Origin of the sequence: Gordonia sp. N1V (genome assembly GCF_029269935.1) — a bacterium.
In the GTDB taxonomy this organism is placed as follows: domain Bacteria; phylum Actinomycetota; class Actinomycetes; order Mycobacteriales; family Mycobacteriaceae; genus Gordonia; species Gordonia polyisoprenivorans.
In genome coordinates this window covers 205,334-230,476 of record NZ_JARJDD010000006.1, presented here as the reverse complement: position 1 = coordinate 230,476, position 25,143 = coordinate 205,334, and the positions used below count along the sequence as shown (strand labels likewise).

The 25,143-nt window shown below is 67.4% G+C and carries 23 protein-coding genes and 1 riboswitch; of the genes, 20 read left to right on the top strand and 3 right to left on the bottom strand.

Going from position 1 to position 25,143, the window contains the following annotated elements:
* Nucleotides 1–17 precede the first annotated feature (17 nt).
* Nucleotides 18–452: an ectoine synthase gene (locus tag P3L18_RS10700; protein WP_006371279.1), complete on the bottom strand. Its 435-nt coding sequence runs from the start codon at nucleotides 450–452 to the stop codon at nucleotides 18–20.
* Entirely contained in the window at nucleotides 449–1,732 is a 1,284-nt protein-coding gene (gene ectB, locus P3L18_RS10695) for a diaminobutyrate--2-oxoglutarate transaminase (RefSeq protein WP_006371280.1), read from the bottom strand. Before ectB ends, P3L18_RS10700 begins: the two co-directional genes overlap by 4 nt.
* Between ectB and P3L18_RS10690 the strand changes: the two genes are divergently transcribed.
* Nucleotides 1,731–1,877, top strand: a complete 147-nt coding sequence (locus P3L18_RS10690; protein WP_155828369.1) for a hypothetical protein — start codon at nucleotides 1,731–1,733, stop codon at nucleotides 1,875–1,877. The two genes, ectB and P3L18_RS10690, sit on opposite strands and share 2 nt — an antisense overlap.
* A gap of 84 nt (nucleotides 1,878–1,961) precedes the next feature.
* Here the strand turns inward: P3L18_RS10690 and ectA are convergent, their stop codons facing one another.
* Entirely contained in the window at nucleotides 1,962–2,489 is a 528-nt protein-coding gene (gene ectA, locus P3L18_RS10685) for a diaminobutyrate acetyltransferase (RefSeq protein ID WP_276114054.1), read from the bottom strand.
* A gap of 232 nt (nucleotides 2,490–2,721) precedes the next feature.
* On the opposite strand from ectA, the gene rsmD reads away from it, so the two are divergent.
* From rsmD to P3L18_RS10590, 19 genes are all read left to right on the top strand, one after another.
* A complete protein-coding gene (gene rsmD, locus P3L18_RS10680) occupies nucleotides 2,722–3,321 on the top strand; it encodes a 16S rRNA (guanine(966)-N(2))-methyltransferase RsmD (RefSeq protein ID WP_079929450.1) in 600 nt (199 codons plus the stop codon).
* Nucleotides 3,322–3,333: 12 nt separating this feature from the next.
* A complete protein-coding gene (gene coaD / locus P3L18_RS10675) occupies nucleotides 3,334–3,822 on the top strand; it encodes a pantetheine-phosphate adenylyltransferase (protein ID WP_006371284.1) in 489 nt (162 codons plus the stop codon).
* Between the two features lie 162 nt (nucleotides 3,823–3,984).
* A riboswitch (SAM riboswitch) is annotated at nucleotides 3,985–4,093 on the top strand.
* Nucleotides 4,094–4,225: 132 nt separating this feature from the next.
* Nucleotides 4,226–5,236 (top strand): amino acid ABC transporter permease, encoded by a 1,011-nt coding sequence (locus P3L18_RS10670; RefSeq protein WP_014359732.1) that lies wholly within the window; start codon nucleotides 4,226–4,228, stop codon nucleotides 5,234–5,236.
* Nucleotides 5,233–6,030 carry an amino acid ABC transporter ATP-binding protein gene (locus P3L18_RS10665; protein WP_079929451.1) on the top strand — a complete coding sequence of 266 codons (798 nt, stop codon included), beginning with the start codon at nucleotides 5,233–5,235 and terminating at the stop codon, nucleotides 6,028–6,030. The genes P3L18_RS10670 and P3L18_RS10665 overlap by 4 nt, the downstream gene beginning before the upstream one ends.
* A 114-nt stretch (nucleotides 6,031–6,144) precedes the next feature.
* A complete protein-coding gene (locus tag P3L18_RS10660) occupies nucleotides 6,145–7,200 on the top strand; it encodes an ABC transporter substrate-binding protein (protein WP_276114053.1) in 1,056 nt (351 codons plus the stop codon).
* A 78-nt stretch (nucleotides 7,201–7,278) separates the two neighbouring features.
* Entirely contained in the window at nucleotides 7,279–7,998 is a 720-nt protein-coding gene (locus P3L18_RS10655) for a GNAT family N-acetyltransferase (protein WP_216354232.1), read from the top strand.
* Nucleotides 7,999–8,135: 137 nt separating this feature from the next.
* On the top strand, nucleotides 8,136–8,951 hold the full coding sequence (locus P3L18_RS10650) for a DivIVA domain-containing protein (RefSeq protein ID WP_014359736.1): 816 nt from the start codon (nucleotides 8,136–8,138) through the stop codon (nucleotides 8,949–8,951).
* Between the two features lie 74 nt (nucleotides 8,952–9,025).
* Nucleotides 9,026–9,658 (top strand): DUF177 domain-containing protein, encoded by a 633-nt coding sequence (locus P3L18_RS10645; RefSeq protein WP_006371290.1) that lies wholly within the window; start codon nucleotides 9,026–9,028, stop codon nucleotides 9,656–9,658.
* On the top strand, nucleotides 9,655–10,386 hold the full coding sequence (gene rnc / locus P3L18_RS10640) for a ribonuclease III (protein ID WP_006371291.1): 732 nt from the start codon (nucleotides 9,655–9,657) through the stop codon (nucleotides 10,384–10,386). Before P3L18_RS10645 ends, rnc begins: the two co-directional genes overlap by 4 nt.
* Nucleotides 10,387–10,407: 21 nt before the next feature.
* Nucleotides 10,408–11,319, top strand: coding sequence for a bifunctional DNA-formamidopyrimidine glycosylase/DNA-(apurinic or apyrimidinic site) lyase (mutM, locus tag P3L18_RS10635; protein WP_079929455.1), 912 nt, complete (start codon nucleotides 10,408–10,410; stop codon nucleotides 11,317–11,319).
* A 91-nt stretch (nucleotides 11,320–11,410) separates the two neighbouring features.
* A complete protein-coding gene (locus tag P3L18_RS10630) occupies nucleotides 11,411–11,890 on the top strand; it encodes an OsmC family protein (protein WP_006371293.1) in 480 nt (159 codons plus the stop codon).
* 17 nt (nucleotides 11,891–11,907) lie between these two features.
* Nucleotides 11,908–12,204 (top strand): acylphosphatase, encoded by a 297-nt coding sequence (locus P3L18_RS10625; RefSeq protein WP_014359739.1) that lies wholly within the window; start codon nucleotides 11,908–11,910, stop codon nucleotides 12,202–12,204.
* 48 nt (nucleotides 12,205–12,252) lie between these two features.
* Nucleotides 12,253–15,879: a chromosome segregation protein SMC gene (gene smc / locus P3L18_RS10620; protein ID WP_276114052.1), complete on the top strand. Its 3,627-nt coding sequence runs from the start codon at nucleotides 12,253–12,255 to the stop codon at nucleotides 15,877–15,879.
* 58 nt (nucleotides 15,880–15,937) lie between these two features.
* Nucleotides 15,938–17,452, top strand: coding sequence for a signal recognition particle-docking protein FtsY (gene ftsY / locus P3L18_RS10615; protein WP_276114051.1), 1,515 nt, complete (start codon nucleotides 15,938–15,940; stop codon nucleotides 17,450–17,452).
* Nucleotides 17,453–17,716: 264 nt separating this feature from the next.
* A complete protein-coding gene (locus P3L18_RS10610; protein ID WP_208790882.1) occupies nucleotides 17,717–19,063 on the top strand; it encodes an ammonium transporter in 1,347 nt (448 codons plus the stop codon).
* Nucleotides 19,064–19,123: 60 nt separating this feature from the next.
* A complete protein-coding gene (locus P3L18_RS10605; RefSeq protein ID WP_005176661.1) occupies nucleotides 19,124–19,462 on the top strand; it encodes a P-II family nitrogen regulator in 339 nt (112 codons plus the stop codon).
* A 12-nt stretch (nucleotides 19,463–19,474) separates the two neighbouring features.
* A complete protein-coding gene (locus P3L18_RS10600; protein WP_276114050.1) occupies nucleotides 19,475–22,069 on the top strand; it encodes a [protein-PII] uridylyltransferase in 2,595 nt (864 codons plus the stop codon).
* A 106-nt stretch (nucleotides 22,070–22,175) separates the two neighbouring features.
* Nucleotides 22,176–23,741, top strand: coding sequence for a signal recognition particle protein (ffh, locus tag P3L18_RS10595; protein ID WP_276114049.1), 1,566 nt, complete (start codon nucleotides 22,176–22,178; stop codon nucleotides 23,739–23,741).
* Nucleotides 23,742–23,748: 7 nt separating this feature from the next.
* A complete protein-coding gene (locus P3L18_RS10590) occupies nucleotides 23,749–24,876 on the top strand; it encodes an amidohydrolase family protein (protein WP_006371300.1) in 1,128 nt (375 codons plus the stop codon).
* Nucleotides 24,877–25,143: the final 267 nt, after the last annotated feature.

Sequence of the window (25,143 nt, the reverse complement as noted above, 5' to 3'; positions counted from 1 at the left end):
CGGTGACGGCCGGTGTGTCAGACGTCGGCGGTCTCGGCGTGCTTGCCGGACGGCTGTTCGGGCACGGTGACCAGCGGGTAAACGCCGTCCTCGTCGTGCACCTCGGTACCGACCACCGGCGGATTGAACACGCACAGCATGCGCATCTGCGTCTGCGCGGTGACGGTGTGCCGCTCGTGACCGTTGAGCAGATACATCGTGCCCGGAGCCAGGGGATAGGTCTCGCCGGTCTCCCGGTCGAGCAGGGTGCCGGTGCCCTCGACGAGCCATACGGCCTCGATGTGGTTGGCGTAGTGGAATTCGTTGACACTGCCGGCGTTGATGGTGGTCTCGTGGAACGAGAACCCGACCCGGTCTCCGCCGAGCACGATGCGCTTGGACACCCAATTGCCCTTGGGGTCGGCGACGTCTCGGTCGGTTCCGGTGATCTCGTCTGTGGTGCGGACGATCATGCGAGCACCTCCTCGGTGGCATCGGCGAGGATCCCCAACCCGTGGTCGAGATCCTCGGTGGAAATGGTCAGCGGCGGAAGGAGTTTGACGACCTCGTCGGACGGACCGGAGGTCTCGGCGAGCAGGCCGGCGCCGAAGGCGGCGGCGCACACCTTGCCGGCGTCGGCGGGCTCGGCGAACACCAGTCCGCGTGCCATGCCGCGGCCGCGGGTCGAGACGCCCTCGTGCCGGGCGGCGAGCGTGGAGAGCACCTCGTTGATCTGTCGGCCCTTCATGTGGACGTCACGGGAGAGCGAATCGTCGGACCAGTAGTGCTCGATCGCCTTGGCCGCGGTGACGAACGCGGGATTGTTGCCGCGGAAGGTGCCGTTGTGCTCGCCCGGCGACCACACATCGAGGTCGCGGCGGATGAGCACGAGTGCCAGCGGCAACCCGTATCCGCTGATCGACTTGGACAGCGTGACGATGTCGGGCTTGATCCCGGCCTCTTCGAAGGAGAAGAACTCACCGGTGCGGCCGCAGCCCATCTGCACGTCGTCGACGATCAGCAGGATGTCGCGACGCCGGCAGAGCTCGGAGAGCGCACGCAACCACTCCGCGCGCGCGACGTTGACACCGCCCTCGCCCTGCACGGTCTCGACGATGACCGCCGCGGGCAGGTTGAGTCCGCTGCCGGAGTCGTCGAGCACCCGCTCGAACCAGCTGAAGTCCTCGACGGCCCCGCCGAGGTAGTTGTCGAACGGCATCGGGGTCGCGTGCACGAGCGGGATACCCGCGCCGGCGCGCTTCATCGAGTTGCCGGTCACCGACAGCGAGCCGAGGGTCATGCCGTGGAACGCGTTGGTGAAACTCACGATCGATTCACGGCCGGTGACCTTGCGGGCCAGCTTCAGTGCCGACTCGACGGCGTTGGTGCCGGTCGGTCCCGGGAACTGGATCTTGTAGTCCAGATCGCGCGGCGCGAGGATCTTGGAGGTGAACTCCTCGATCAGCCGACCCTTGGCCACGGTGGCCATGTCGAGACCGTGGGTGATGCCGTCGGATTCGATGTATTCGAGCAACGCGGACTTGAGGACCGGGTTGTTGTGGCCGTAGTTGAGCGCACCGGCCCCGGCGAAGAAGTCCAGGTAGCGGTCGCCGTTGGTGTCGGTCAGCCACGACCCACGAGCCTGGCCGAACACCGTCGGCCAGCTGCGGCAGTAACTGCGGACCTCGGATTCGTGTTGGGTGAAGACCGAATCATCGATCGAGGTCTTCTTGGCGGTGGGTTGGTCGTTCATGGTTATTCCTCCAATGTGGGAAATCTGTGAGGCCGTCGCCCGGGGCGCGCGTCGCGTCGCCACCGCAGGTGAGATCCGCACAGAGCGGATCGGCGTGGCCCGCGCGGGGATACCGGTGCGCACCAACATGTACGGAGCAACCTGATCGACACATGTTGTGCGGACCCATCTTTGACCGTGTGGCTGGTGGATCAGGACCGGCTCGGGAGCCGACTCCTGTTGCCCGGGATCAGGGTTCGGGAACCTCGGGCTCGAGCAGATAGAGGTCCTCGGGCTCGTGTGCGTTTGGGAAGTCGCCGGCGGCGAAAAGGTCGCGCCGGGCGAATCGGAGTCCGCGAGCGGCAGCCACCGATGCGAACAATCGTTGCGAGGCAACGTTGTCGGGGCTGATGGTGGTGTGCATGGCCACCACCCCGCGTCGTGCGGCACGATCGAAGAGTCGATGCAGCATCGTTGCTGCGATCCCGTGACCGCGATACGCGTCGTCGACCGCGACCTGCCAGACCATGAGGGTCGACGGGTCGGAGGGACGTCGATATCCGGTGACGAATCCTGCAGTGCGGCCGTCGACCTCGGCGACGATGGACGTCTCGGCGAAGTCTCGGCACCACAGTACGTAGGCGTAGCTGGAATTCACGTCGAGCACCTGGGAGTCCTTGGCAATCTCCCAGAGTCGGGTACCGTCGGCCACCGAGGGAACCCGGTAGTCGAGAGTGAGAAGGGGTGATGGGGCCGTTCTTGTGTGGGACGGGCTCATAACGCATTCGACGTTAACAACGTGTGTCGACGAATTCACCTGCCTGCGTAAATCGGTGGGGAAATGCCCCCTCAATGCCCAGTTCATCCGGTATTTGTGATGCGGGACACAAACGCTTGCGACGACTCGCTGCGGGTGGGCGAATTGTCCGGCGGCGACCGCGGTGACGACCCGGTGGCGCCGCCCGTCGAGGGGGACGGCTCAACCGAATCGGCAATGGGAGAATGGTTCGGTGACCCGGATCATCGCCGGCCGCCACGGCGGACGACCACTGAAGGTTCCCGACGCCGGGACCCGGCCCACCTCCGATCGGGTGCGCGAGGCGGTGTTCAACATTCTCGACGCCCGGATCGATCTGGAGGGTGCCGCCATCCTCGACCTCTATGCCGGGTCCGGTGCGCTGGGCCTCGAAGCACTCTCCCGTGGCGCGTCCTCGGCCGTGTTCGTCGACAGCCGTCGTCGCGCCACCGCTGTCGTCACCGCCAACCTGAGGGCGCTCGGCGTCGCCGAGGTGGGCCGGGTGATCACCGCACCGGTGTCGGCGTTCCTGGCCGGCCCGGCCCGAGCGGAGGTCCCGGCCCGAGTAGGTGTGACGGGTCGCTTCGATGTGATCTTCTCCGACCCGCCCTATGCACTCACCGACGACGAGGTGCACGGTGACCTCGCGGCGCTCGGCGCGGGCGGTTGGCTCGCCGACGGTGGCTTACTGGTCCTCGAGCGGGGCCGCCGGGCCACGACGAGATGGCCGGTCGGCTGGGAGGTCGTCACCGACAAGTCCTACGGCGACACCACGGTGCAGGTCGCGCGAGTCACCGGCGGGGAGGCCGGGTAGGTTCTGCAGAGTATGACCAGTGCGGTGATCCCCGGCTCCTTCGATCCCTTCACGCGCGGCCACCGTTACGTCGTCGAGCGGGCTGCTGCGTGTTTCGACGAGCTGGTGGTCACCGTTGTCGTCAATCCCAACAAGCGCGGCCTGTTCTCGGTCCCGGAGCGGCTCGAACTGATCCGGGAGGACTGCGCCGATCTGCCCAATGTGCGGGTGGATCAGTGGACCGGCCTGCTCGTCGACTATCTCAGAGAGAACGCGATCCACTCCATCGTCAAGGGTCTGCGCTCGTCGGTGGACTTCGACTACGAGCTTCCGATGGCGCAGATGAATCGTGAGCTGGCCGACGTCGAGACCGTGTTCCTGCTGACCGATCCGCGCTTCGCGCACGTCTCGAGTTCGCTGGTGAAAGAGGTCGCCAAGCTCGGCGGCGACGTGACACCTTTTCTCTCCCCTCACATCCACCGGCGCCTCGAGGCGATCCTGGCCGGTGAACGCAGCGTCTGACGAACGCAGCGTCTGACGAACGCAGGTCTGAGGAACGCAGCGTCAGACGAATAACGCAGCGTCAGACGACTATGGTGTCCGACGCCGACGCCACGAGACTTTCACTCATCGACGAATGTAAATACTGACCGCTGCGGCGCGCGGTATTAGCGTGAGCGAGACGGTCATGAGCGTCAACGTCAAGCCCTGGCTGGTTGACCGGCAACCCTCGCATCGCGGTGGGGTGCCCCAGGTGACGACCGGATCGGGAATGTCCCGATAAGCGTGATGGAAACGGCCACAACGATTTCGTGAGGAGTCGTCGTGCCGTCGTGGTCGTCGGTACCCGCGGGATACGCCCGGGGTGTCGTCGGGCACGCCTCTCCTCGCGTGCCCCGTTCCCCGGTTGGAGGAGAGTGCCGACATGTCCGCCCCATCGCCGTCCACGAGTGCCGATCCACACCCGGCGCCGTCGGGGGACTCGCACCCGTCGTCGGCGGGCACGACTACGCCGCCGGTCGCCGAACGCGTTGCGCCCCTGCGTCATCCCGGCCGGTGGGTTCTCGCCGCGATCGTGCTCATCGTCGGCGCGCAGTTGGTCCACGGCCTGGCCACCAACGCGTTCTTCCAATGGGATCGGTTCGGGTACTGGTTCTTTCGCCCCGTCATTCTCGAAGGCCTCGGAGTCACCTTGGAGGTCGCAGCGTACAGTGCGGTGCTCGCCCTGGCCGTGGGTATCGTCCTGGCGCTGATGCGGCTGTCGAACAATCCCGTGCTCGCGGCGGTCAGCTGGGGTTACGTCTGGTTCTTTCGATCGATCCCGCTGATCGTACTGCTCCTCATCCTGTTCAACTTCGGGGCGCTCTACCAGAGTCTGAGTATCGGTGTTCCGTTCGGCCCGGGACTGTTTCATTTCTCCGAGGCCGATCTCGCCACCCCGTTCCTGATCGCCGTCATCGGTATCACCGTCCACGAGGCGGCGTTCGCCGCCGAGATCGTGCGCGGCGGCATCCTGTCGGTCGACGCGGGCCAACACGAAGCCGCTGCCGCACTGGGCATTCCACGTCGGTATCACTTTCTGCGCATCACATTGCCGCAGGCTCTGCGGTCCATCGTGCCGTCGTATGTGAATCTGCTGATCGGGCTGATCAAGTCGACATCGCTGGTCTACTACGTGTCGCTACTCGATCTGTTCGGCGTGGTCTCGACCCAGTCGAGCACCTATTCCGGTGACATCATCCCACTGCTGATGGTGGCGACGGTCTGGTATGTGATCCTCACCAGCGCCGTCTCGATCGTGCAGTTCTACGTCGAGCGCTACTTCGCGCGAGGGGCGGTCCGCACCCTGCCCCCCACGCCGATACAGCGATTGCGGTTCGCTGTTGCCGGCGCTCGCCGGAGCATCGCCCTGCGTCCCTGGGAGCGTGCCGCATGACGCGCGCCGCCATCACACCGGACACGACGTCGACCGGTGCCGAGGTGCAGATCGTGGGCGCCCACCGCTTCTACGCCGACCACCACGTCCTCAAGGGCATCGACCTCACGATCCGCCCGGGAGAGGTGACGGTGATCCTCGGACCCTCGGGCTCGGGCAAGTCGACCCTGCTCCGTGCCGTGAACCATCTCGAACGGCTCGACGCAGGCCACGTCAGCGTGGGCGGCGAACTGATCGGCGTCCGCCGTACCGGCGGCCGTCTCCGGGAATTGCCCGAACGCGAGATCCTGCGACAGCGACGCCGCATCGGCTACGTCTTCCAGTCGTTCAACCTGTTCTCCAACCTCACCGCCGGCCAGAATGTCGCGGCACCACTGGTCTCGACCGGCCGGATCACCCGCGCGGACGCCGAGCGAGCTGCCCGCGCACTCCTTGCGCGCGTGGGACTCTCGGACAGGTACGACGCATATCCGCGCCAGCTCTCCGGCGGTCAGCAACAGCGGGTCGCCATCGCCCGGGCGCTGGCCGTCGAGCCGGGGGTGCTGCTCTTTGACGAGCCGACCTCGGCGCTCGATCCCGAGCTCGTGGGCGACGTCCTCGCGGTGATCCGTGATCTCGCCGCCACCGGCACCACCTTGATCGTGGTGACCCACGAGATCGGCTTCGCCCGCGAGGTCGCCGACACCATCGTCTTCCTCGACGACGGCCGCATCGTCGAGCAGGGCACCCCGGATCAGGTCCTCGATCATCCGACACACCAGCGCACCAAGGACTTCCTGCTCCGAGTGCTCTGACCGCCACACATCGACCACCACACACCGACTCACCGACCGCCACCACCGTCGACGACCCCGCCGGGGCACGTCGTCATCCTCCCTGCCGTCACACCCCAGAAACGGAGTAACTCCATGTCACCAACGCGTTCCGCCGATCGCGTCACCCCCCGAACGCGCGCTCGTCGCCGGGCCGCGACGCGGCTCGGTGCCGTCACCGTGGCACTCGGCCTCGTCGGCGGTCTGCTCACCGCGTGCTCGGGCGGTTCCACCGACGCCGCGCAACCATCCGGAAAGCCGGGCGACGTCGTCATCGGGGCGGTGTCCAACGGCGCCGCCAACCAAATCGATGTGACTGTGCCGCAGGTCGATTCGATTCGCAACGCGCTGCCGGCGGCGGTGCGTGACTCCGGGGAGCTGTCGATCGGGATCGGGGCACTGCCCTCGGGGTATCCGCCTCTGGCGTTCATCGGGTCCGATCAGCACACGCTGACCGGCGCCGAACCCGACCTCGGCCGCCTCGTAGCGGCTGTCTTCGGGCTCACACCGGTGATCACCAACGCCACGTGGGAGAACCTCTTCGTCGGAATCGACAGCGGGCGAACAGATGTCGGATTCTCCAACATCACCGTCACCGAAGAGCGCAAGGAAAAATACGACTTCGCGACCTACCGCAAGGACGAAATCGCCTTCGAAGTGCTCAAGGCGAGCTCCTGGAACTTCGACCGCAACTACGAGAGCCTTGCGGGCAAGAAGGTGGCCGTCGGGTCGGGCACCAACCAGGAACGCCTACTGCTGGAGTGGCGGGACAAGCTCACCGCCGAGGGCAAGACCCTCGACGTCGTCTACTTCCCGGACGCCAACTCGATCAACCTGGCCCTTGCCTCGGGCAAGATCGACGCCTACCTCGCGCCGAATCCGAGCATCTCCTATCACGTCCGGCAGACCGCGGGCACCCCGAAAGCCACCCGTGTCGCCGGCACGTATTCCGGGGCCGGGTCGACGCTGCAGGGATTGATCGCGGCCACGACGAAGAAGGGTGACGAACTCGTCGGGCCGCTCGCCGACGCGATCAACCACCTGATCACCACGGGTGTGTACGCGAAGTGGCTGGCCGCGTGGAACCTCTCCGCCGAGGCCGTGCCGACGTCACAGGTGAATCCGCCCGGTCTGCCGCGCAACGACAGCTGAGGTGGCCGGGATGAAGACGGGTGGGACAGAGAGGGGCGGGATGGAAAAGGAGTCGTGCCGATGGGACATCATCGAGTCATGAGTGAGCGCACGGCTGATGCTTCGCCGATGCCCCGTTTGGGTGTCGACGTCCTCGACGATCCGGTCCGATCGTCGCTGACCGGTCACCACCGGCATCTCGCGCAACGGCGCGGACGGGTGTTGCGCTACCGACGCGACGTGTCGGTGTTCGCGGCGTTCCCACTCGATCCCGGCCCCGCGGATTGGTCGGACGCCGTAGAGCTCTTCGGTCCCGGTGGCACACTGCCGATCTCGGGGTCGATGCCGACGCCGCCGCCCGGCTGGGCGACGACGATGGCCCTGCCCGGTGTGCAGATGATCGCCCGTGCCGTCGAGTCCGCACCGGATCCGGCGGCGGTGATCCTCACCGACGACGACGTCCCCGAGATGCTCGACCTCGTCGCCCGCACCCGACCCGGGCCGTTCCTGCCGCGCACCATCGAGATGGGCACCTATCTCGGACTCAGGCACGGTGGCGCGTTGATCGCGATGGCAGGGGAGCGACTACATCCGGCCGGCGCCACCGAGATCAGTGCCGTGTGCACCGATCCGGCACACCGGGGTCGGGGGCTGGCGTCGCGTCTGGTCCTGGCTGTCGCCGACGGGATCGTTCGGCGCGGTGAGATCCCGTTCCTGCACACCGCGGCCGAGAACGTCACGGCGATCCGCCTCTACGAATCACTGGGCTTCGAACTGCGCAAGGAGCTGGTCTTCGGGTCGTTCCGGATACCCGACTGACCGCACACCCTGTTGCGTTCGCGTACCACGCGACACGCCGATCACTGTGACCTCCTTAGTCACACACATCCCATTCGGCACAATAGTCACAGACGTTTCACCAGATGACCATTGGCGTGAGCCGGATTGGGGTGGCTGTGTACCGGGTATTTGAAGCGCTCGACGAACTCGTTGCGATCGTCGAGGAGGCGCGGAGTGTCCCCATGACCGCCGGATGTGTGGTCCCGCGGGGAGATGTGCTCGAACTGCTCGACGACATCAAGGACTCGATCCCGGGTGAGCTCGACGACGCCCAGGACGTTCTCGACAGCCGTGACTCGATGCTCGAGGACGCGCGTTCGCACGCAGACACCGTGATCGGCAACGCCGATTCCGAGTCGGAAGCGGTGCTCGCCCACGCCCGTGCCGAGGCCGACCGCATCCTCGCCGACGCCAAGTCGCAGGCCGACCGCATGGTCGACGAGGCAAGCAATCACGGCAAGTCCCTCGTCGAGGACGCGACCGAAGAGGCTCGGCGGCTTTCGTCCAGCGCGGCCCGCGAATTCGAGGCCGTCACCGGGCGGGCACGCGCCGAGGCGCAGCGCACCATCGACGCCGCGAACAACACCTACGACAAGTCGGTCGCCGACGGCATTGCCGAACAGCAGCGTCTGGTGTCCGAGGCCGAGGTCGTCGCCGCCGCGAAATCCGAGGCCGAGCGCATCATCGACGCGGCACACGCCGAGGCCGACCGGTTGCGCGGTGACTGCGACGTCTACGTCGACGAGAAGCTGGCGCAATTCGAGGAAACCCTCACCAACACCCTGCGGTCGGTGAACCGCGGTCGCCATCAGCTGCGTACCGGCGCGGGCATGCACGATTACGTCGAATATCCCCGCAGCGTCGACCACGATCCGGCCCGCGGTCGGGCCCGGTCCGAGGCCGCCGACGACGTTTCGCCGCTCGCGGTCTGAGTCCGCGAAGCGGTGCCGACACGGGCCGGGCGAGCTCATTCGAGGATTCGCTGACCCGGGCGTATGGTGCATCTGTGGCCGAAAACGCAGTGACCCCAGGTGTGAGCACGGGTGAGGCATCCGCGCACGCCCGTGATCCCTTCGTGCTCGACATCCGCTCTCTCGGACGTCGTCCGGGGACGATGACCGAGGTGCACCGGACCGCCGTGACACCCGAACGGCTCGGGCTGGAGATGATCGGTATCCCCGCCGCGTCCGAGGTGGATCTCGACCTGCGACTCGAGTCGGTGAGCGAGGGAGTTCTCGTCAGCGGCACGGTCTGCGGCGAAACCGAGGGCCAGTGTTCGCGGTGTCTCGAACCCGTCGACGGGACCGTCACCGTCTTCCTGACCGAGCTCTTCGCCTATCCCGACAGTGAGACCGAGCAGACCACCGACGCCGACGAGATCCACCGCATCAACGACGACCGGATCGACCTCGAGCAGTCCATCATCGACGCCGTCGCGCTCGAACTGCCGATGTCGCCGTTGTGTACCGAGGACTGTGAGGGCCTGTGCAGTGTGTGCGGTGTGCGCATGGCCACCGCAGAACCCGGCCACGGACACGAGATCATCGACCCGCGCTGGGCCGGTCTCGCCCAGAAGTTCGCCGATGTCGATGAGGAGTCGTCCGACACCGATCCCGAGCAGTCCCGGGGTCCGCAGTGAGCGAAGGCAGACGTCGGGGGAAACAACCCCCGTCGTGCGTTCCTCTGCTGTCCGCACTCGGCGCCGAGATCTCCGACGAGCTGCTGACCCTGGCTCTGACACATCGTTCCTACGCCTACGAACACGGGGGCCTGCCGACCAACGAGCGCCTGGAGTTCCTGGGCGACTCGGTACTCGGCGTGGTCATCACCGAACGGCTGTATCTGCGTTTCCCCGACCGGCCCGAGGGCGAGCTGGCCAAGATCCGGGCGAGTGTGGTGAACATGCACGCGCTCGCCGGTGTGGCCCGCGGCCTCTCCGACGACGGGCTCGGGGCCTACCTGTACCTGGGCCGAGGTGAGGAGCTCACCGGCGGTCGCGACAAGGACTCGATCCTCGCCGACGGTCTCGAATCATTGTTCGGTGCGGTCTATCTCGAACACGGCCTCGAGGTGTCGCAACGCGTCATCGGTGATCTCTTCGACGAGATCATCGACCGTGCAGGCGATCTCGGTGCCGGACTGGACTGGAAGACCTCACTTCAGGAGCTCACCGCCGAGCACGGTTTCGGGCCGCCGCAGTATCAGGTCTCCTCGACCGGGCCGGACCACAACAAGGAGTTCACCGCGGTTGCCGTGGTGGCCGGCGAGAGCGTCGGAGAAGGTGTCGGCCGGACCAAGAAAGAAGCCGAGCAAAAGGCGGCGGCACTGGCCTGGCAGACCCTGACCGACCGCGCCGGGGCGTCGTGACCACCCCGCGCCGGAGCGTCGATGCCTGAATTACCCGAGGTCGAGACCGTGCGCCTGGGCTTGGCCGATCACGTTGTCGGGCAACGGATCACCACGGTCGAGGTACTCCACCCCCGCGCGGTACGCCGCCACGCGGGCGAATCCGCCGATCTCGCGTCGCGGCTCGCGGGGAAGACCGTCACCGCTGCGCGCCGTCGTGGCAAATACCTCTGGCTCGACGTCGCCGACGACACCGACGACGCCGCGCTGGTCGTCCACCTCGGGATGAGCGGCCAGATGCTCATCGCACGGGCGGGAGCACCCGACCACACCCACCTGCGTATCCGCGCACAACTCGCCGACGGCAACGAGCTGCGCTTCGTCGATCAGCGTACCTTCGGTGGCTGGCACGTCGACGAGCATGTGCCCGACCCGTTCACGCCCGAGAATGCTTCTGCTGCAATGGATTCGGACGACGGGGTGTTGCCCCGCGTGCCCGCGTCGATCGCACACATCGCGCCGGACCCGTTCGATCCGGGCTTCGACACCTCGGCCGTCGTCGCGAGGATCCGTGCGCGACACACCGAGATCAAAAGAGCACTGCTCGATCAGACGATCATCTCCGGGGTCGGCAACATCTACGCCGACGAGGCCCTCTGGCTCGCCCGGCTGCACGGCACCAGGGTCACCGACACGTTGGCGCCCAAGAAGATTCGCGAACTGATCGACGCCGCCGCCGACGTCATGGCACAAGCACTGAAGGTCGGCGGTACATCGTTCGACGCGCTCTACGTCAACGTCAACGGACAGTCCGGCTACTTCGAGCGGTCGCTCAACGCCTATGGTCGCGAGGGTCAGCCGTGCCGGCGGTGCGGACGGATCATGCGTCGTGAGCACTTCATGAACCGCAGTTCGTTCTCCTGTCCGCAGTGTCAGCGCCGACCACGGATGTGACCCGCGCCGCCGGTTGCCGGTACCCCGGAAGCATCGGCCCGCCCGCGACGTTGGGTGCCACGAGGACCATGGACGAAGGAGCGATCTCAGGATGACCGTCGAGAATCACGCCGACCGGCACGGCACGGCCGACAAGGGCAACGCGGCCGCCGCGCCGCATCAGCACACCGAGCTGTGGGTGGAGCGCACCGGAACGCGTCGCTACACCGGTCGTTCCTCGCGGGGAGCCGAGGTACTCGTCGGTTCCGAGGACGTCGAAGGCGTCTTCACACCCGGCGAGCTCCTGAAAATCGCGCTGGCCGCATGCACCGGCATGTCGTCGGACAGGCCGCTGTCGCGACGACTCGGCGACGACTACGACGCGACGATCCGGGTGAGCGGCACCGCCGACCGGGACAACGAGGTGTACCCGCGTCTCGACGAGGTGCTCGAAGTGGATCTGTCCGAACTCGACCCGGAGGCCGCGCAACGCCTACTCGTCGTCGTCGAGCGCGCGATCGACGCGGTGTGCACCGTCGGGCGGACCATCAAAGCCGGAGCCGAGGTCGGCCTGCGCATCGACACCGAGTGAGACAGGACGAGACCACGATGACCGACGACGCCGATAGCGCCGATGCGATCCGGCTGACCGCCTACGTCCACGGACACGTGCAGGGAGTCGGGTTCCGATGGTGGACACGTTCCCGCGCACTGGAACTCGGCCTCGTCGGATACGCCGCCAACCAACCCGACGGTCGGGTGCGCGTCGTCGCCCAGGGACCGGCCGAGGCGGTGCGCGCGCTCGTCGCGCTCCTGCGTTCCGACACGACGCCGGGGCACGTGGATCTCGTCGTCGACTCCTACGACGCACCGCGCGCCGGTGTGACCGGATTCGTCGAGAAGTAGGCCCGGGGGCGGGCCCCGCCTCGTCCGAGATGAGTAGGCTGTACCGTCGTGCACCTCAAGTCGCTCACCCTCAAGGGCTTCAAGTCCTTCGCGTCGGCGACCACCCTGCGCTTCGAGCCCGGGATCACCTGCGTGGTCGGGCCCAACGGGTCCGGCAAGTCCAACGTCGTCGACGCGCTGACCTGGGTGATGGGGGAGCAGGGCGCCAAGGCACTGCGCGGCGGAAAGATGGAGGACGTCATCTTCGCCGGAACCTCGGGCCGCCCACCGCTGGGCCGCGCCGAGGTCACCCTCACCATCGACAACTCCGACGGCGCGCTCCCCATCGAATACTCCGAGGTGTCGATCACCCGCCGCATGTTCCGCGACGGGGCGGGCGAATACGAGATCAACGGCAACTCGTGCCGACTGATGGACGTCCAGGAGCTGCTGTCGGACTCCGGAATCGGCCGGGAAATGCACGTCATCGTCGGGCAGGGGCGCCTCGCGGCCATCCTCGAATCCCGGCCGGAAGATCGCCGCGCCTTCATCGAGGAGGCCGCAGGCGTCCTCAAACACCGCAAACGCAAGGAGAAAGCGGTCCGCAAACTGCAGTCGATGCAGGCCAACCTGGACCGCCTGTCCGACCTGACCGCCGAACTGCGCCGCCAGCTCAAACCACTCGGACGCCAGGCCGAGGTGGCACGCCGCGCGCAGACCATCCAGGCCGACCTCCGCGACGCCCGGCTACGGCTGGCCGCCGACGACCTGGTGACCCGCCGCGCCGAGATGGCCGAGCACACCGCCGTCGAGGACAACATCCGTCGCGAGCAGGACGAGGTCTCCGCCGAACTCGATGCCGTGTCGGGTGAACTCGCCGATCACGAAGAGCATCTCGCACAGGTGGTGCCCGCCGCAGAGGCCGCCGGTCAGGCATGGTTCACGCTCTCGGCATTGGCCGAGCGGGTCGACGCCACCGCCCGCGTCGCCACCGAACGCAGCCGTTATCTCGACGAACCGGTCACCGCGTCCAGCGGTCCCGACCCCGAGGACCTCGAACGCCAGGCCGACGAGGCCGCCGAGACCGAGGCGGAGATGACGGCCGCGGTGGAAAGCGCCGCCGAGTTCCTTGAAGGCGCCAAAGACGAACTGGCGCAACGCGAACGGGCTGCCGCAGCGGCAGAGCAGGCGCATCTGGCCGCGGTGCGGGCGATCGCCGACCGTCGGGAGGGCCTCGCACGCCTCGAAGGGCAGGTCGACAATCTGCGGACCAAGGCCGATTCGGTCGACGCCGAGACCACACGTCTGACCGAGGCCATCGCCGCTGCGGTCGAGCGTTCGCAGATCGCGCAAACCCAGCAGGACGAGGTGGCCGAGTCGTTGGGTGAACTCGAAGCCTCGGAGAAGGGCCTCGACGAACACCACGAGCGCTGTGTCAGCGCGCTCAACCTGTCGAACGAGCGTGTCGCGACACTGCAGGCCGAGGAACGCGAGGCCGAACAGCGGATCGCGTCGTTGACCGCGCGCATCGAAGCCCTGTCGGTGGGCCTCGAGCGAGGCGACGGCGGTGCCTGGCTGATGGAGAATGTGGCCGACGGACTCCTCGGTCCCATGTCGGAGCTGTTGACCGTCGACGCCGGCTACGAGACCGCGATCGCCGGTGCGCTCGGCGGTGCGGTCGATGCGATCGCCGCCGCCGATCCGTCGTCGGCGCTGCGCGCCCTCGAGTTGCTCAAAGCCGGTGACGGTGGCCGGGCGTCGATGATCGTCGGCGGCCTGACCCACACTCCCTCACCACGCACCGACCCGCTTCCCGACGGAGCGGTGTGGGCGTCGTCGGTGGTGACCTGCGCGCCGTCCGTCCGGGCCGCGATCGAGCTGATCCTCGCCGACACCGTCCTGGTGGACAGCACCGAGGCCGCCGTCGAGGTGGCCGGAGCGCTCGGCGTGCGCGCGGTCACCGGCGACGGCGACCGGGTGTCCCGCGCGACCATCGAAGGCGGATCATCACACCGGCCGTCGACGTTGGAGGTCCAGTCGGCGATCGACACCGCGACCACCGACCTCGCCGCCACCCGCCGGCGGGTCGAAGAACTTGCCGCCGCCCTGCAGGGTGCGTTGGCCGAACAGCAACAGCGCCGGGAAGCCGCCGAACAGGCACTCGCTGCGCTGCACGAGTCCGACAGCGCCGTGGGCGGGGCATACGAACATCTCGCCCGGCTCGGACAGGAGATCCGCGCGGCGCAGGCCGAGGCCGACCGGCTCACCCGGCAGCGCAACTTCGTCGAGACCGGCCGCGCCGAGACGGTCGCGAAACTCGACGAACTCGAACAACGTCTGGCACTCGCCCAGGGTGAGGGCACCGAAGAACCGACCGGCGAGGTCGATTCGGGCGAACGCACACTGGCAGCCGAGGCGGTGGCCGCGGCCCGCAGCGCCGAGATGGAGGCACGGCTGGCGATGCGCACCGCCGAAGAGCGCCTCGCGTCGGTGCGCGGCCGCTCGGAATCGTTGCGGCGCGCGGCGCAGCGTGAACGCGACTCGCGGGAGCGCGTGCGCCGTCAGAACGAGGCCCGACGGCAGGCCGCCACGGTCGCCGCCGCCGTCGCCGCGTCGGCTGCGGAGGTGTCCGAGCGGGTGGCCGCCGCCGTCGCCACCGCGCAGGCCGGGCGCGACGAACTCGAGCAGGTGCGCGCCACCCGCACCGCGGCCGTCGACGAACTCAAGAGCCGCGTCAACACCCTCTCGCAGCGGTTGAGCACGCTCAAGGACGCCGTGCACCGCGATGAGGTGGCCCGCGCGCAGGCCACCTTGCGGATCGAACAACTCGAGGAGCAGGTACTCGAGCAGTTCGCGATGGCGCCCGACGACCTCGTCGCGGAATATGGGCCGGACGTGCCGATGCCGCCGTCGGCGCTCGAAATGGCCGAGTACGAGGCCGCCAAGGCACGTGGTGATCAGGTGGTGGCCCCGGCGCCGATGCCCTTCGACCGCGCCACCCAGGAGTCACGGGCCAAGAAGGCACAGAAAGACCTCAACACGTTGGGACGGGTGAACCCCCTCGCGCTCGAGGAATTCGCCGCACTCGAGGAGCGCTACACGTTCCTCTCTGCGCAACTCGAGGACGTCAAGGCCGCCCGCAAGGACCTGATGTCGGTGGTCGAGGAGGTCGACGCCCGCATCCTGCAGGTGTTCACCGAGGCCTACGCCGACGTGGAACGCGAATTCGCACAGGTGTTTTCGACACTGTTCCCCGGCGGTGAGGGCCGACTGATCCTCACCGAACCCGGCGACATGCTCACCACCGGAGTCGAGGTCGAGGCCCGGCCGCCGGGGAAGAAGGTCAAACGCCTGTCTCTGCTGTCCGGCGGCGAGAAGTCGTTGACCGCGGTCGCCATGCTGGTCGCCATCTTCCGTGCGCGGCCGTCGCCGTTCTACGTGATGGACGAGGTCGAGGCAGCACTCGACGACACCAACCTGCGACGCCTGATCAGTCTGTTCGAGCAACTGCGGGAACGGTCACAGCTGATCGTGATCACCCACCAGAAGCCGACGATGCAGGTCGCCGACGCGCTCTACGGCGTCAGCATGCGCGGCGACGGGATCACCACGGTGATCTCCCAACGGTTGCGGGGGGTCGACGTCCCGGTCGCCGCGACCCCAGAACTCGCGACCCCGGAACCCGCGACCGACTGACACATCCCGACGGACACCCCCGACCGCAAGACCGACGGAGAACAGGACCTGTGCACCAGTGAACACCGACATCATCATCGGCATCGTCATCGCGGTGGTCGTGATCCTCGCGCTCATCGTGGTGGGCATCGTGCTCGCCTGGCGGCGGCGGATCTCGCTCACCGACCAGCCCGACAGCCAGGTCACCGACGGCAGCAAGCCCCAGGTCGACAGATCGGGTGGATACCAGGCCGGGTCGGGTTTCAGTTTCAGCCAGGGCGGGGCGGGTACCGCCACCGCGCCGCCACCGGCACCTGGCCCGACGCCGACCGTCGAGCCGGTGCTGCCGTCGCAGGAGCGCACCGAGACCGACGGCCAGCCCGCCGTCGGCGACGATGCCTCCATCCCACGTGACTCGGTCAAGCGTGGAATCTCCGAGGTCAGCCTCCCCGACGCCACCGACGACGGCGGCCCGGCTCCCGCCGACAGCGCTCCCGACGTCGCCGACAGCGCCCCCGATACCGTCGACAGCGCTCCCGACGTCACCGACAGCGCTCCCGACGTCACCGACAGCGCTCCCGCCGACAGCGCTCCCGCCGACAGCGCTCTCGATACCGAGGCGGCCGCCCCGGCGGATGCCTCCGGCGCCACCCAGGCGCCTGCTCGCGAGGAGATCGCGCCGACCGCGGGGCGTCTCGGTCGGCTCCGCGGCCGTCTGTCGCGCTCGCAGGGCGCGATCGGCAAGAGCATGCTCGGGTTGCTCGGCGCCGGCGACCTCGACGAGGACAGCTGGGAAGAGATCGAGGACACCCTGGTGATGGCCGACCTCGGCACCGCGTCGACGACTGCCGTCGTGGAGCGGTTGCGTACCGATCTGGCCACCAACCCGGTACGCACCGCCGATGACGCCCGGGCACTGCTCAAGCGTGTTCTCGTCGATCAGCTCCACCCCGAGATGGACCGATCCGTGCGCGCCCTACCGCACGCCGACAAGCCGGCCGTGATCCTGGTCGTCGGCGTCAACGGCACCGGGAAGACCACCACCACCGGCAAACTCGCGAGAGTGCTCGTCGCCGACGGGCGACGGGTGCTGCTCGGCGCCGCCGACACCTTCCGCGCGGCCGCCGCCGATCAGCTCCAGACCTGGGGGGAGCGGGTGGGAGCCGACATCGTGCGCGGCAAGGAACAGGCCGATCCGGCATCGGTCGCCTTCGACGCCGTCGCGAAGGGCATCGACTCGGGCGTCGACGTGGTCATGATCGACACCGCAGGTCGCCTGCACACCAAGACCGGACTCATGGACGAGCTGGGCAAGGTCAAGCGCGTCGTGGAGAAGAAGGCGCCCGTCGACGAGGTGTTGCTGGTTCTCGACGCGACGGTGGGGCAGAACGGTCTCACCCAGGCCCGGGTGTTCGCCGAGGTCGTCGACATCACCGGAGTGGTCCTGACCAAGCTGGACGGTACCGCCAAGGGCGGCATCGTGTTCCACGTCCAGGAGGAACTCGGCGTTCCGGTGAAGCTGGTGGGTCTCGGCGAAGGTGCCGACGATCTCGCGCCGTTCGAGCCCGAGGCATTCGTCGACGCGCTCCTCTGAGCGCGACCGAGGCCGGATAACGCTCGGCTCCGCCACGACGGCTCCGGGGCCTCCTCATCGGCTCTTGCGAATGTGTGAACGTGTGGGTTTTGCGCTGCACAATCATGCGTGCCGCTGCATAGCGACCAGGGATTTAACGTCAGCGAAATATAAAGCAGTCAGCGGTTCACATATCCGAAACGCCAGGGCACCACGCCTGAAACCGACTGCCGACACTCTCTTTGCAGGCGCCGAGCCGTCGGCGCTGTATAGGGAGGTAAGCAAGTGATATTGGCTCTGCCAGACACAGCCTTTGGAACTCCGGACGCGGGTGACACCGCTTGGATGCTCGCCAGCGCGTCGATGGTGCTTCTGATGACGCCTGCGTTGGCGTTCTTCTACGGGGGCCTGTCCCGCGGCAAGGCCGTGCTGAACATGATGATGATGTCCTTCGGCTCGGTCGCGACGGTGAGCGTCGTGTATGTGCTGTGGGGCTTCTCGGAGGCCTTCGGCAACGGCATCACCGGCGACAGTGACATCGGGGGTATCTTCTCCAACCCCTTCGCTCTGTTCGGTTCGGGACAGTTGTCCGACACGATCCCCGGGCCAATGAAGGACGGTGCGGCAACCGATCTCGTCGTGACCGGCGGCTTGACGATCCCGTCGTATGTGTTCCTCGGCTTCCAGCTGACCTTCGCGGTCATCACCGTCGCCCTCATCTCGGGTGCTGTGGCCGAGCGTGTGAAGTTCTCGACATGGCTGGTGTTCTCGGTGCTGTGGTCGACCATCGTCTACTTCCCGCTGTCGCACATGGTCTGGGGCGGTGGAATCATGTCCGCGGCCGAAAAGGGCTTCGCCTCGTGGATGTTCGGATCGACCGACGGCAAGGCCAATGTCGCACCGATCGACTTCGCCGGCGGCACCGTGGTCCATATCAACGCCGGTATGGCGGGCTTGGTTCTCGCGCTCATCGTCGGCGCCCGTGTGGGCTTCGGCAAGACTGCCTACCGGCCGCACAACATTCCGTTCGTCATGCTCGGTGCAGCTCTTCTGTGGTTCGGATGGTTCGGCTTCAACTCGGGTTCGGCGTTGGCCGCCAACGTGTCCGCCGGACTCGTGTGGGTCAATACGACCGCCGCGACCGCAGCGGCGATGATCGGCTGGCTGGGCGTGGAATGGGTTCGAGACAAGCACGCGACCAGCGTTGGTGCCGCCTCGGGCATCGTCGCGGGACTGGTGGCGATCACCCCCGCGTGCGGCAACCTCACCCCGGTGGGATCGTTGATCCTCGGCGTGATCGCCGGTGCGCTGGCGGCGGTGGCGATCGGCTTGAAGAACAAGTTCGGCTACGACGACTCACTCGATGTCGTCGGCGTGCACCTCGTTGCCGGGCTCTGGGGCACGATCGGTATCGGATTCCTTGCCAAGGACACCGGCCTGTTCTGGGGCGGCGACTACAAGCAGCTGGTCGTTCAGGTTGTGATCGCGCTGTTCGCGCTCGCGTTCACAGGCGTTCTGACCACCATCATCGCCTTCATCCTCAAGCCGCTCGGCTGGCGTATCGCCGATGACGAGGAGAAGAGCGGTATCGACGAGGCCGAACACGCGGAGACGGCGTATGAGTTGGCGTGATTCCTCACCCGCCGACCACTACGCTGAATCCCAGCCGAATCCTTTGGAGAGGGTTAACTCATGAAGCTGATCACCGCAATCGTGAAGCCGTTCACGCTCGAAGACGTCAAGGCAGGTCTCGAGCAGGCCGGAATCCTGGGCATGACCGTCAGTGAGGTCCAGGGCTACGGCCGTCAGAAGGGCCACACGGAGGTCTATCGCGGCGCCGAGTACTCGGTTGATTTCGTCCCGAAGGTGCGGGTCGAGGTCGTCGTGGACGATGCCGCCGTGGACAAGGTCGTCGATGTCATCGTCGAGGCCGCGCGCACCGGCAAGATCGGCGATGGGAAGGTCTGGGTCTCGCCGGTGGAGTCGGTCGTGCGCGTCCGTACCGGCGAGCGCGGCGCCGACGCACTGTAGCGAGAGGGCCCGATGCCCTTCGTGAGCACTGGTCACGGCCCCGCGTCCGATGATGATTCGGGCGCGGGGCCGCGTCCTTCCCAGACACCGGTTGCCGCAACGGATCTCGCGGCAACCCGACGCCAGCTGACCGAGGCGTCCGGACCCAATCGACTCGACGCCCCCGGCCTGCGCCAGGTACTCGTCGACCTGCACGAGTTCTGGTTGACCAGCAAGGGTGCCGAACTCGGGATCAAACCCGGTAGTGGACTGGCGATCGTCGCCGTCGGCGGGCTCGGACGCGGTGAACTGCTGCCGCATTCGGATCTCGACCTGATCCTGCTCTACGAGGACCAGTCACCCGAGCGGGTCTCCGAGGTCGCCGACGGCCTCTGGTATCCGTTGTGGGACGCCAACATCGCGCTCGATCACAGCGTGCGCACGGTTCCGCAGGCGCTGCAGGTGGCCTCCGAGGACGTCACCGCCGCACTCGGTCTGCTCGAGGCCCGGCACATCGCCGGCGACGAGGACCTGTCGTCGCTGCTGATCGGTGGGGTGCGCCAGCAATGGCGTTCGGAGATCCGCACCCGGTTCCCGGCGGTGGTCGAACATGCCCGGGATCGGTGGCGACGCAGCGGCGACATCGCACACCGCGCCGAACCGGACCTCAAGAACGGTCGCGGCGGACTCCGAGACGTGCAGTTGCTCGGTGCGTTGTCGATCGCCCAACTGACCGACGGCATGGCCAATTTGCGGCCCGATTCTCCCGGCGCCGGACCGCAGGTCGCCTATCACCGACTCCTGGACATCCGTACCGAATTGCATCGGATCGCCGGGCGCCCACGCGAACAGGTGCGCGCCCAGGATGCCGACGAGATCGGCGCGGCACTGCGCCTCGGGGATCGTTTCGACCTCGCACGGGTCATCAGCGACGCCGCGCGCACCATCGGGTACTCCACCGATGTCGGTTTGCGGACCGCGGGTAATGCGCTGCCACGACGCGGGTTGGCCAAACTGCGCCGCTCACCGATCCGGCGACCGCTCGACGAGGGCGTCGTCGAGCACAACGGTGAAATCGTGTTGGCGCGCAACGCCATTCCCAGCAAGGACCCGGGACTGATTCTGCGGGTGGCGGCGTCGTCGGCGCGGACCGGCCTGCCGATCAGCGCGTCGACCCTGTCGCGGTTGGCCGACTACGCCCCGGAGCTGCGCGAGCCGTGGCCGAGCGAGGCGCTCGGTGATCTGCTGGTGCTGCTCGGTTCGGGGCCGCACATGGTCGCCCCGATCGAGGCTCTCGATCGGACCGGCCTGTGGGGTCGGCTCCTGCCCGAGTGGGGTGCGGTGCGCGACCTGCCTCCTCGCGATGCGGTGCACACGTGGACCGTCGACCGGCATCTGGTCGAGACCGCCGTCAACGCCGGCGCGATGACGACCCGGGTCACCCGACCGGATCTGTTGTTGCTCGGCGCTCTGATCCACGATCTCGGAAAGGGTCGCGGCGCAGACCATTCCATCGTCGGTGCAGAACTCGCCATCCAGGTCGGCAACCGAATCGGGTTGTGGCCGCAGGACGTGACGATCCTGTCGCAGATGGTCCGACACCACCTGTTGTTGCCCACGGTGGCCACCCGCCGTGACCTCGACGACCCGGCCACCGCCGAGGAGGTCGTCGACAAGCTCGGACACAACCGATTACTGCTCGAACTGCTCGCGGCACTCGCGGAGGCGGATTCGCTGGCGACGGGCCCGGGCGTGTGGGGTGACTGGAAGGCCTCACTCATCAACGATCTGGTGCGGCGCGCGACCCGCCTGCTCGACGGTGAGGAACTGCCGACCCCCGAACCGCTGACCGACGAGATGATCGCGCTCGCGCGCAGCGACGACTTCGCGGTCCGCATCACACCGACGGACGGCTTGCACACCTACTCCGTACTGATGGTCGCCCCGGACCATCCGGGCATGCTGTCGAAGATGGCCGGTGTGTTGGCGCTCAACGGATTGCGCTCGCTGTCGGCGACGGTCCAGAGCCACGAGAATCGCGCGATCAACAGCTTCGTGGTGGTGCCCGTGTTCGGGACACCGCCCGAGGCCGGGCTGCTGCGACAGCAGCTCATGGCGACCGTCGACGGCAAGTTCGACGTGCTCGAGCGGCTCGACAAACGTGAACGCGAGTCGCCGACCCCGACGATCGGCACGATCGTCGCGACCCCCGGGGCGGTGGCCGTCGCGCAAGGCGCACCCGACGATCCCGCCACGGTGGCCGCCAACGCGGTGCCCGCATTGTTCGCGGTAGCCCCGTCGCGTGTGTTGTGGACGTCCTCCGATCTCGACGGAGGGGTGCTCATGGAGTTGCGCACCGACGACCGGCTCGGTCTGTTGAGCCGGGTCAGCGACGTGATCGAGCACGCCGGCGTCGTGGTGCGTTGGGCCAAGGTCGCCACCCTGGGCAACACGGTCGTCGACACGTTCTGTCTCGTGCTGGGGGAGGACACCCCCGAGCGTCGGACGGAGCTGGCCGACGCGGTGCTCGCGGTCTGTCCGCCACCGCGGCCACGCACCGAAACCGACGACCATCCGGGGCCGGCGAGTTTCGGCGGCAGCGGCCGATCGGGAGTACCCATCAGCTGACGCCTCGCGGGATCGAGCGGTCGGCGGCGCCTGCCGTGTCGCCGTGATGCGCCCGACGCGCACCCGCGTCGGGCGCAGCACGAGCCGGTCATGGAAAGATGGTGGAATGTTCGACTCCCTCTCCGATCGGTTGACCGGTGCGCTGAAGGATTTGCGCGGCAAGGGCCGCCTCTCCGACGCCGACATCGACCGCACCTGCCGTGAGATCCGCCTCGCGCTGCTCGAAGCCGACGTGTCGCTGCCGGTGGTGCGTGCGTTCATCGCGCGCATCAAGGAACGCGCCAAGGGTGCCGAGGTCTCCGCGGCGCTGAACCCGGCTCAGCAGGTCGTCAAGATCGTCAACGAGGAACTCGTCGGCATCCTCGGCGGCGAGACGCGGCGCGTCCGGTTCGCCAAGACCCCGCCGACGGTGATCATGCTCGCCGGCCTCCAGGGTGCCGGTAAGACGACGCTCGCGGGCAAGCTCGCCGCCTGGCTCAAGAAGCAGGGCCACACCCCGCTGCTGGTCGCCTGCGATCTCCAGCGTCCCGGCGCGGTCTCACAGCTCAAGATCGTCGGTGAACGCGCAGGCGTCCCGGTGTTCGCGCCGCACCCGGGTACCAGCATCAGCGGTGAGGCAGCCCCCGTCGGGATCAACCCGCTCGGCGTGACCGCCGGAGACCCGGTGTCGGTGGCGACCGGTGGTGTCGCCGAGGCCCGCGCCAAGCACCACGACGTCGTCATCATCGACACCGCGGGTCGTCTCGGAATCGACGCCGAGCTGATGAAGCAGGCCTCCGACATCCGTGACGCGACCCGTCCCGACGAGGTGCTGTTCGTCGTGGACGCGATGATCGGTCAGGACGCGGTCACCACCGCCGAGGCGTTCGCCGAGGGCGTCGGCTTCACCGGTGTGGTGCTGACCAAACTCGACGGTGATGCCCGCGGTGGTGCAGCCCTGTCGGTGCGTGAGGTGACCGGGCAGCCGATCATGTTCGCCTCCTCGGGTGAGAAGCTCGAGGACTTCGACGTCTTCCATCCCGACCGGATGGCCAGCCGCATCCTCGGCATGGGCGATGTGCTCTCGCTCATCGAACAGGCCGAGGAACACTGGGACGCCCAGCAGGCCGAAGAGGCCGCCGCCAAGATCACCCAGGGTGAACTGACCCTCGAGGACTTCCTCGAGCAGATGCAGATGATCCGCAAGATGGGCCCGATCGGCAACATCCTCGGCATGCTGCCCGGAGCCGGGCAGATGAAGGACGCCTTGTCGCAGGTCGACGACAAGCAGCTCGACCGCGTGCAGGCGATCATCCGCGGCATGACGCCGGCCGAGCGGGACAACCCCAAGATCATCAACGCCTCTCGGCGTCTGCGTATCGCCAACGGCTCGGGTGTCACCGTCAGCGAGGTCAATCAGCTCGTCGACCGCTTCTTCGAGGCCCGCAAGATGATGGCGCAGATGTCCGGACGGATGATGGGCCCGGGCCGCAAGACCAATCGCAAGAAGGGCAAGGGGAAGAAGGGCAAGAGCAAGGGCCGCGGACCCACGCCACCGAAGGTGCGCGGCGGATTCCCCGGGATGCCGGGTGGTTTCCCGGATCTGTCGAACATGCCCGCCGGACTCGACCAGCTCCCACCCGGACTCGAGGGCATCGACATCTCCCAGTTCCAGCAGCCGAAGAAGAAGTAACGGGTCGATGCCCGGAGACGTTGCAGCAGAACGGGACTCGATCCGGTATTCACCGATCGACCACGGCGAGCCGCGGCATTACCGGGGTCGTGACCCGCTCACCGACGAGCCGATCGAGTTCTGGGTGCGCGGCGGGCGCATCCGGACCGAACCCATTCCCGATGCGCAGACCGCAGCCGACGACGTGTGGATCCTGCCCGGACTCGTCGATGCCCACAATCATGTCGGCATCGCCCCCGGGCTCGGGGTGACGATCGATCAGGCACGTGCGTTCGCGCGTCAGGACGTGGCCGCGGGCACCCTGTTGATCCGTGAGGTCGGCTCGCCCCTGGACACCCATCCGCTCGACGACGACCCATTGGCGCCGCGATTCATTCGCTCGGGCAAGCACATTGCGCGGCCCAAACGGTACCTGCGTGACTACGGCGTCGATCTCGACGATCCGGACGATCTCGCCGGCGAGGTGACGCGGCAGGCGGCCGCGGGGGACGGCTGGGTCAAGATCGTCGGCGACTGGATCGACCGTGAGGTCGGTGATCTCGCGCCGCTGTGGGACCGTGCACAACTCGACGCCGCGGTTCGTGCTGCCCACGATGCCGGGGCACGCATCACCGCGCATGTCTTCGGTACCGATGCGCTCGGTGACCTCATCGCCGCGGGAGTCGACTGCATCGAACACGGAACCGGGGCGACCGCCGACCACATCGATGCCATGGTCGAGCGCTCTATTGCCCTGGTGCCCACCATGATTCAGGTTGACAATTTCCCGGGTATCGCCGACGGAGCCGACCGGTTCCCGACATATGCGGCCAACATGCGCGCCCTGCACGCGCGCGCCGCGGACACCTTCGCCGCCGCGCGCGAGGCGGGTGTGAGAATCTTCGCCGGCACGGATGCCGGTGGTTTCGTCGAGCACGGGCGGATCGTCGACGAGGTCGAACGTCTCGCCGGCATCGGTCTCGGTGCGCGCGGCGCGATCGCGGCGGCGAGTGCCGAACCGCGTCGGTGGCTGGGGGCCGATCTCCTCGCCGACGGTGATCGCGCCGACTTCTTGGTCTTCGACGAGAATCCGGTCTCCGATCTCGGTGTGCTCCGGCATCCGCGAGCGGTCGTCTGCTCCGGTATCCACGTCTGATCACATCTGACACATGGGTCCCTGCGCAGGGGACATTTGTGATCCAAATCACCCGTCGACCATTGGTGCGTTTTATTACTGTTCGGTAGGGTCACAGATGCATTGCAGGCGTGATCAGTCCGCAACTGCATCCGGGCCGTCTGGGCGGCCCGGCCACGGGGCGAGTCCGATCGACGTGAACGCGCGAGACGGACCGACATGAGGCCGGACATGCGGTTATCTTTCGCGGGGTGGATAACCGCATGTCCGCACTCCCGGCAGGGGTCG

Excerpts from the sequence above, each read along its gene's own strand:
- P3L18_RS10690 (WP_155828369.1), top strand. The coding sequence starts at position 1,731 with ATGGTTATTCCTCCAATGTGGGAAATCTGTGAGGCCGTCGCCCGGGGC.
- ectB (WP_006371280.1), bottom strand. The coding sequence starts at position 1,732 with ATGAACGACCAACCCACCGCCAAGAAGACCTCGATCGATGATTCGGTC.
- mutM (WP_079929455.1), top strand. The coding sequence starts at position 10,408 with ATGCCTGAATTACCCGAGGTCGAGACCGTGCGCCTGGGCTTGGCCGAT.
- P3L18_RS10605 (WP_005176661.1), top strand. The coding sequence starts at position 19,124 with ATGAAGCTGATCACCGCAATCGTGAAGCCGTTCACGCTCGAAGACGTC.
- P3L18_RS10590 (WP_006371300.1), top strand. The coding sequence starts at position 23,749 with ATGCCCGGAGACGTTGCAGCAGAACGGGACTCGATCCGGTATTCACCG.
- P3L18_RS10700 (WP_006371279.1), bottom strand. The coding sequence starts at position 452 with ATGATCGTCCGCACCACAGACGAGATCACCGGAACCGACCGAGACGTC.
- P3L18_RS10655 (WP_216354232.1), top strand. The coding sequence starts at position 7,279 with ATGAGTGAGCGCACGGCTGATGCTTCGCCGATGCCCCGTTTGGGTGTC.
- P3L18_RS10665 (WP_079929451.1), top strand. The coding sequence starts at position 5,233 with ATGACGCGCGCCGCCATCACACCGGACACGACGTCGACCGGTGCCGAG.
- P3L18_RS10600 (WP_276114050.1), top strand. The coding sequence starts at position 19,475 with ATGCCCTTCGTGAGCACTGGTCACGGCCCCGCGTCCGATGATGATTCG.
- P3L18_RS10625 (WP_014359739.1), top strand. The coding sequence starts at position 11,908 with ATGACCGACGACGCCGATAGCGCCGATGCGATCCGGCTGACCGCCTAC.
- ffh (WP_276114049.1), top strand. The coding sequence starts at position 22,176 with ATGTTCGACTCCCTCTCCGATCGGTTGACCGGTGCGCTGAAGGATTTG.
- P3L18_RS10660 (WP_276114053.1), top strand. The coding sequence starts at position 6,145 with ATGTCACCAACGCGTTCCGCCGATCGCGTCACCCCCCGAACGCGCGCT.
- P3L18_RS10670 (WP_014359732.1), top strand. The coding sequence starts at position 4,226 with ATGTCCGCCCCATCGCCGTCCACGAGTGCCGATCCACACCCGGCGCCG.
- coaD (WP_006371284.1), top strand. The coding sequence starts at position 3,334 with ATGACCAGTGCGGTGATCCCCGGCTCCTTCGATCCCTTCACGCGCGGC.
- P3L18_RS10630 (WP_006371293.1), top strand. The coding sequence starts at position 11,411 with ATGACCGTCGAGAATCACGCCGACCGGCACGGCACGGCCGACAAGGGC.
- ectA (WP_276114054.1), bottom strand. The coding sequence starts at position 2,489 with ATGAGCCCGTCCCACACAAGAACGGCCCCATCACCCCTTCTCACTCTC.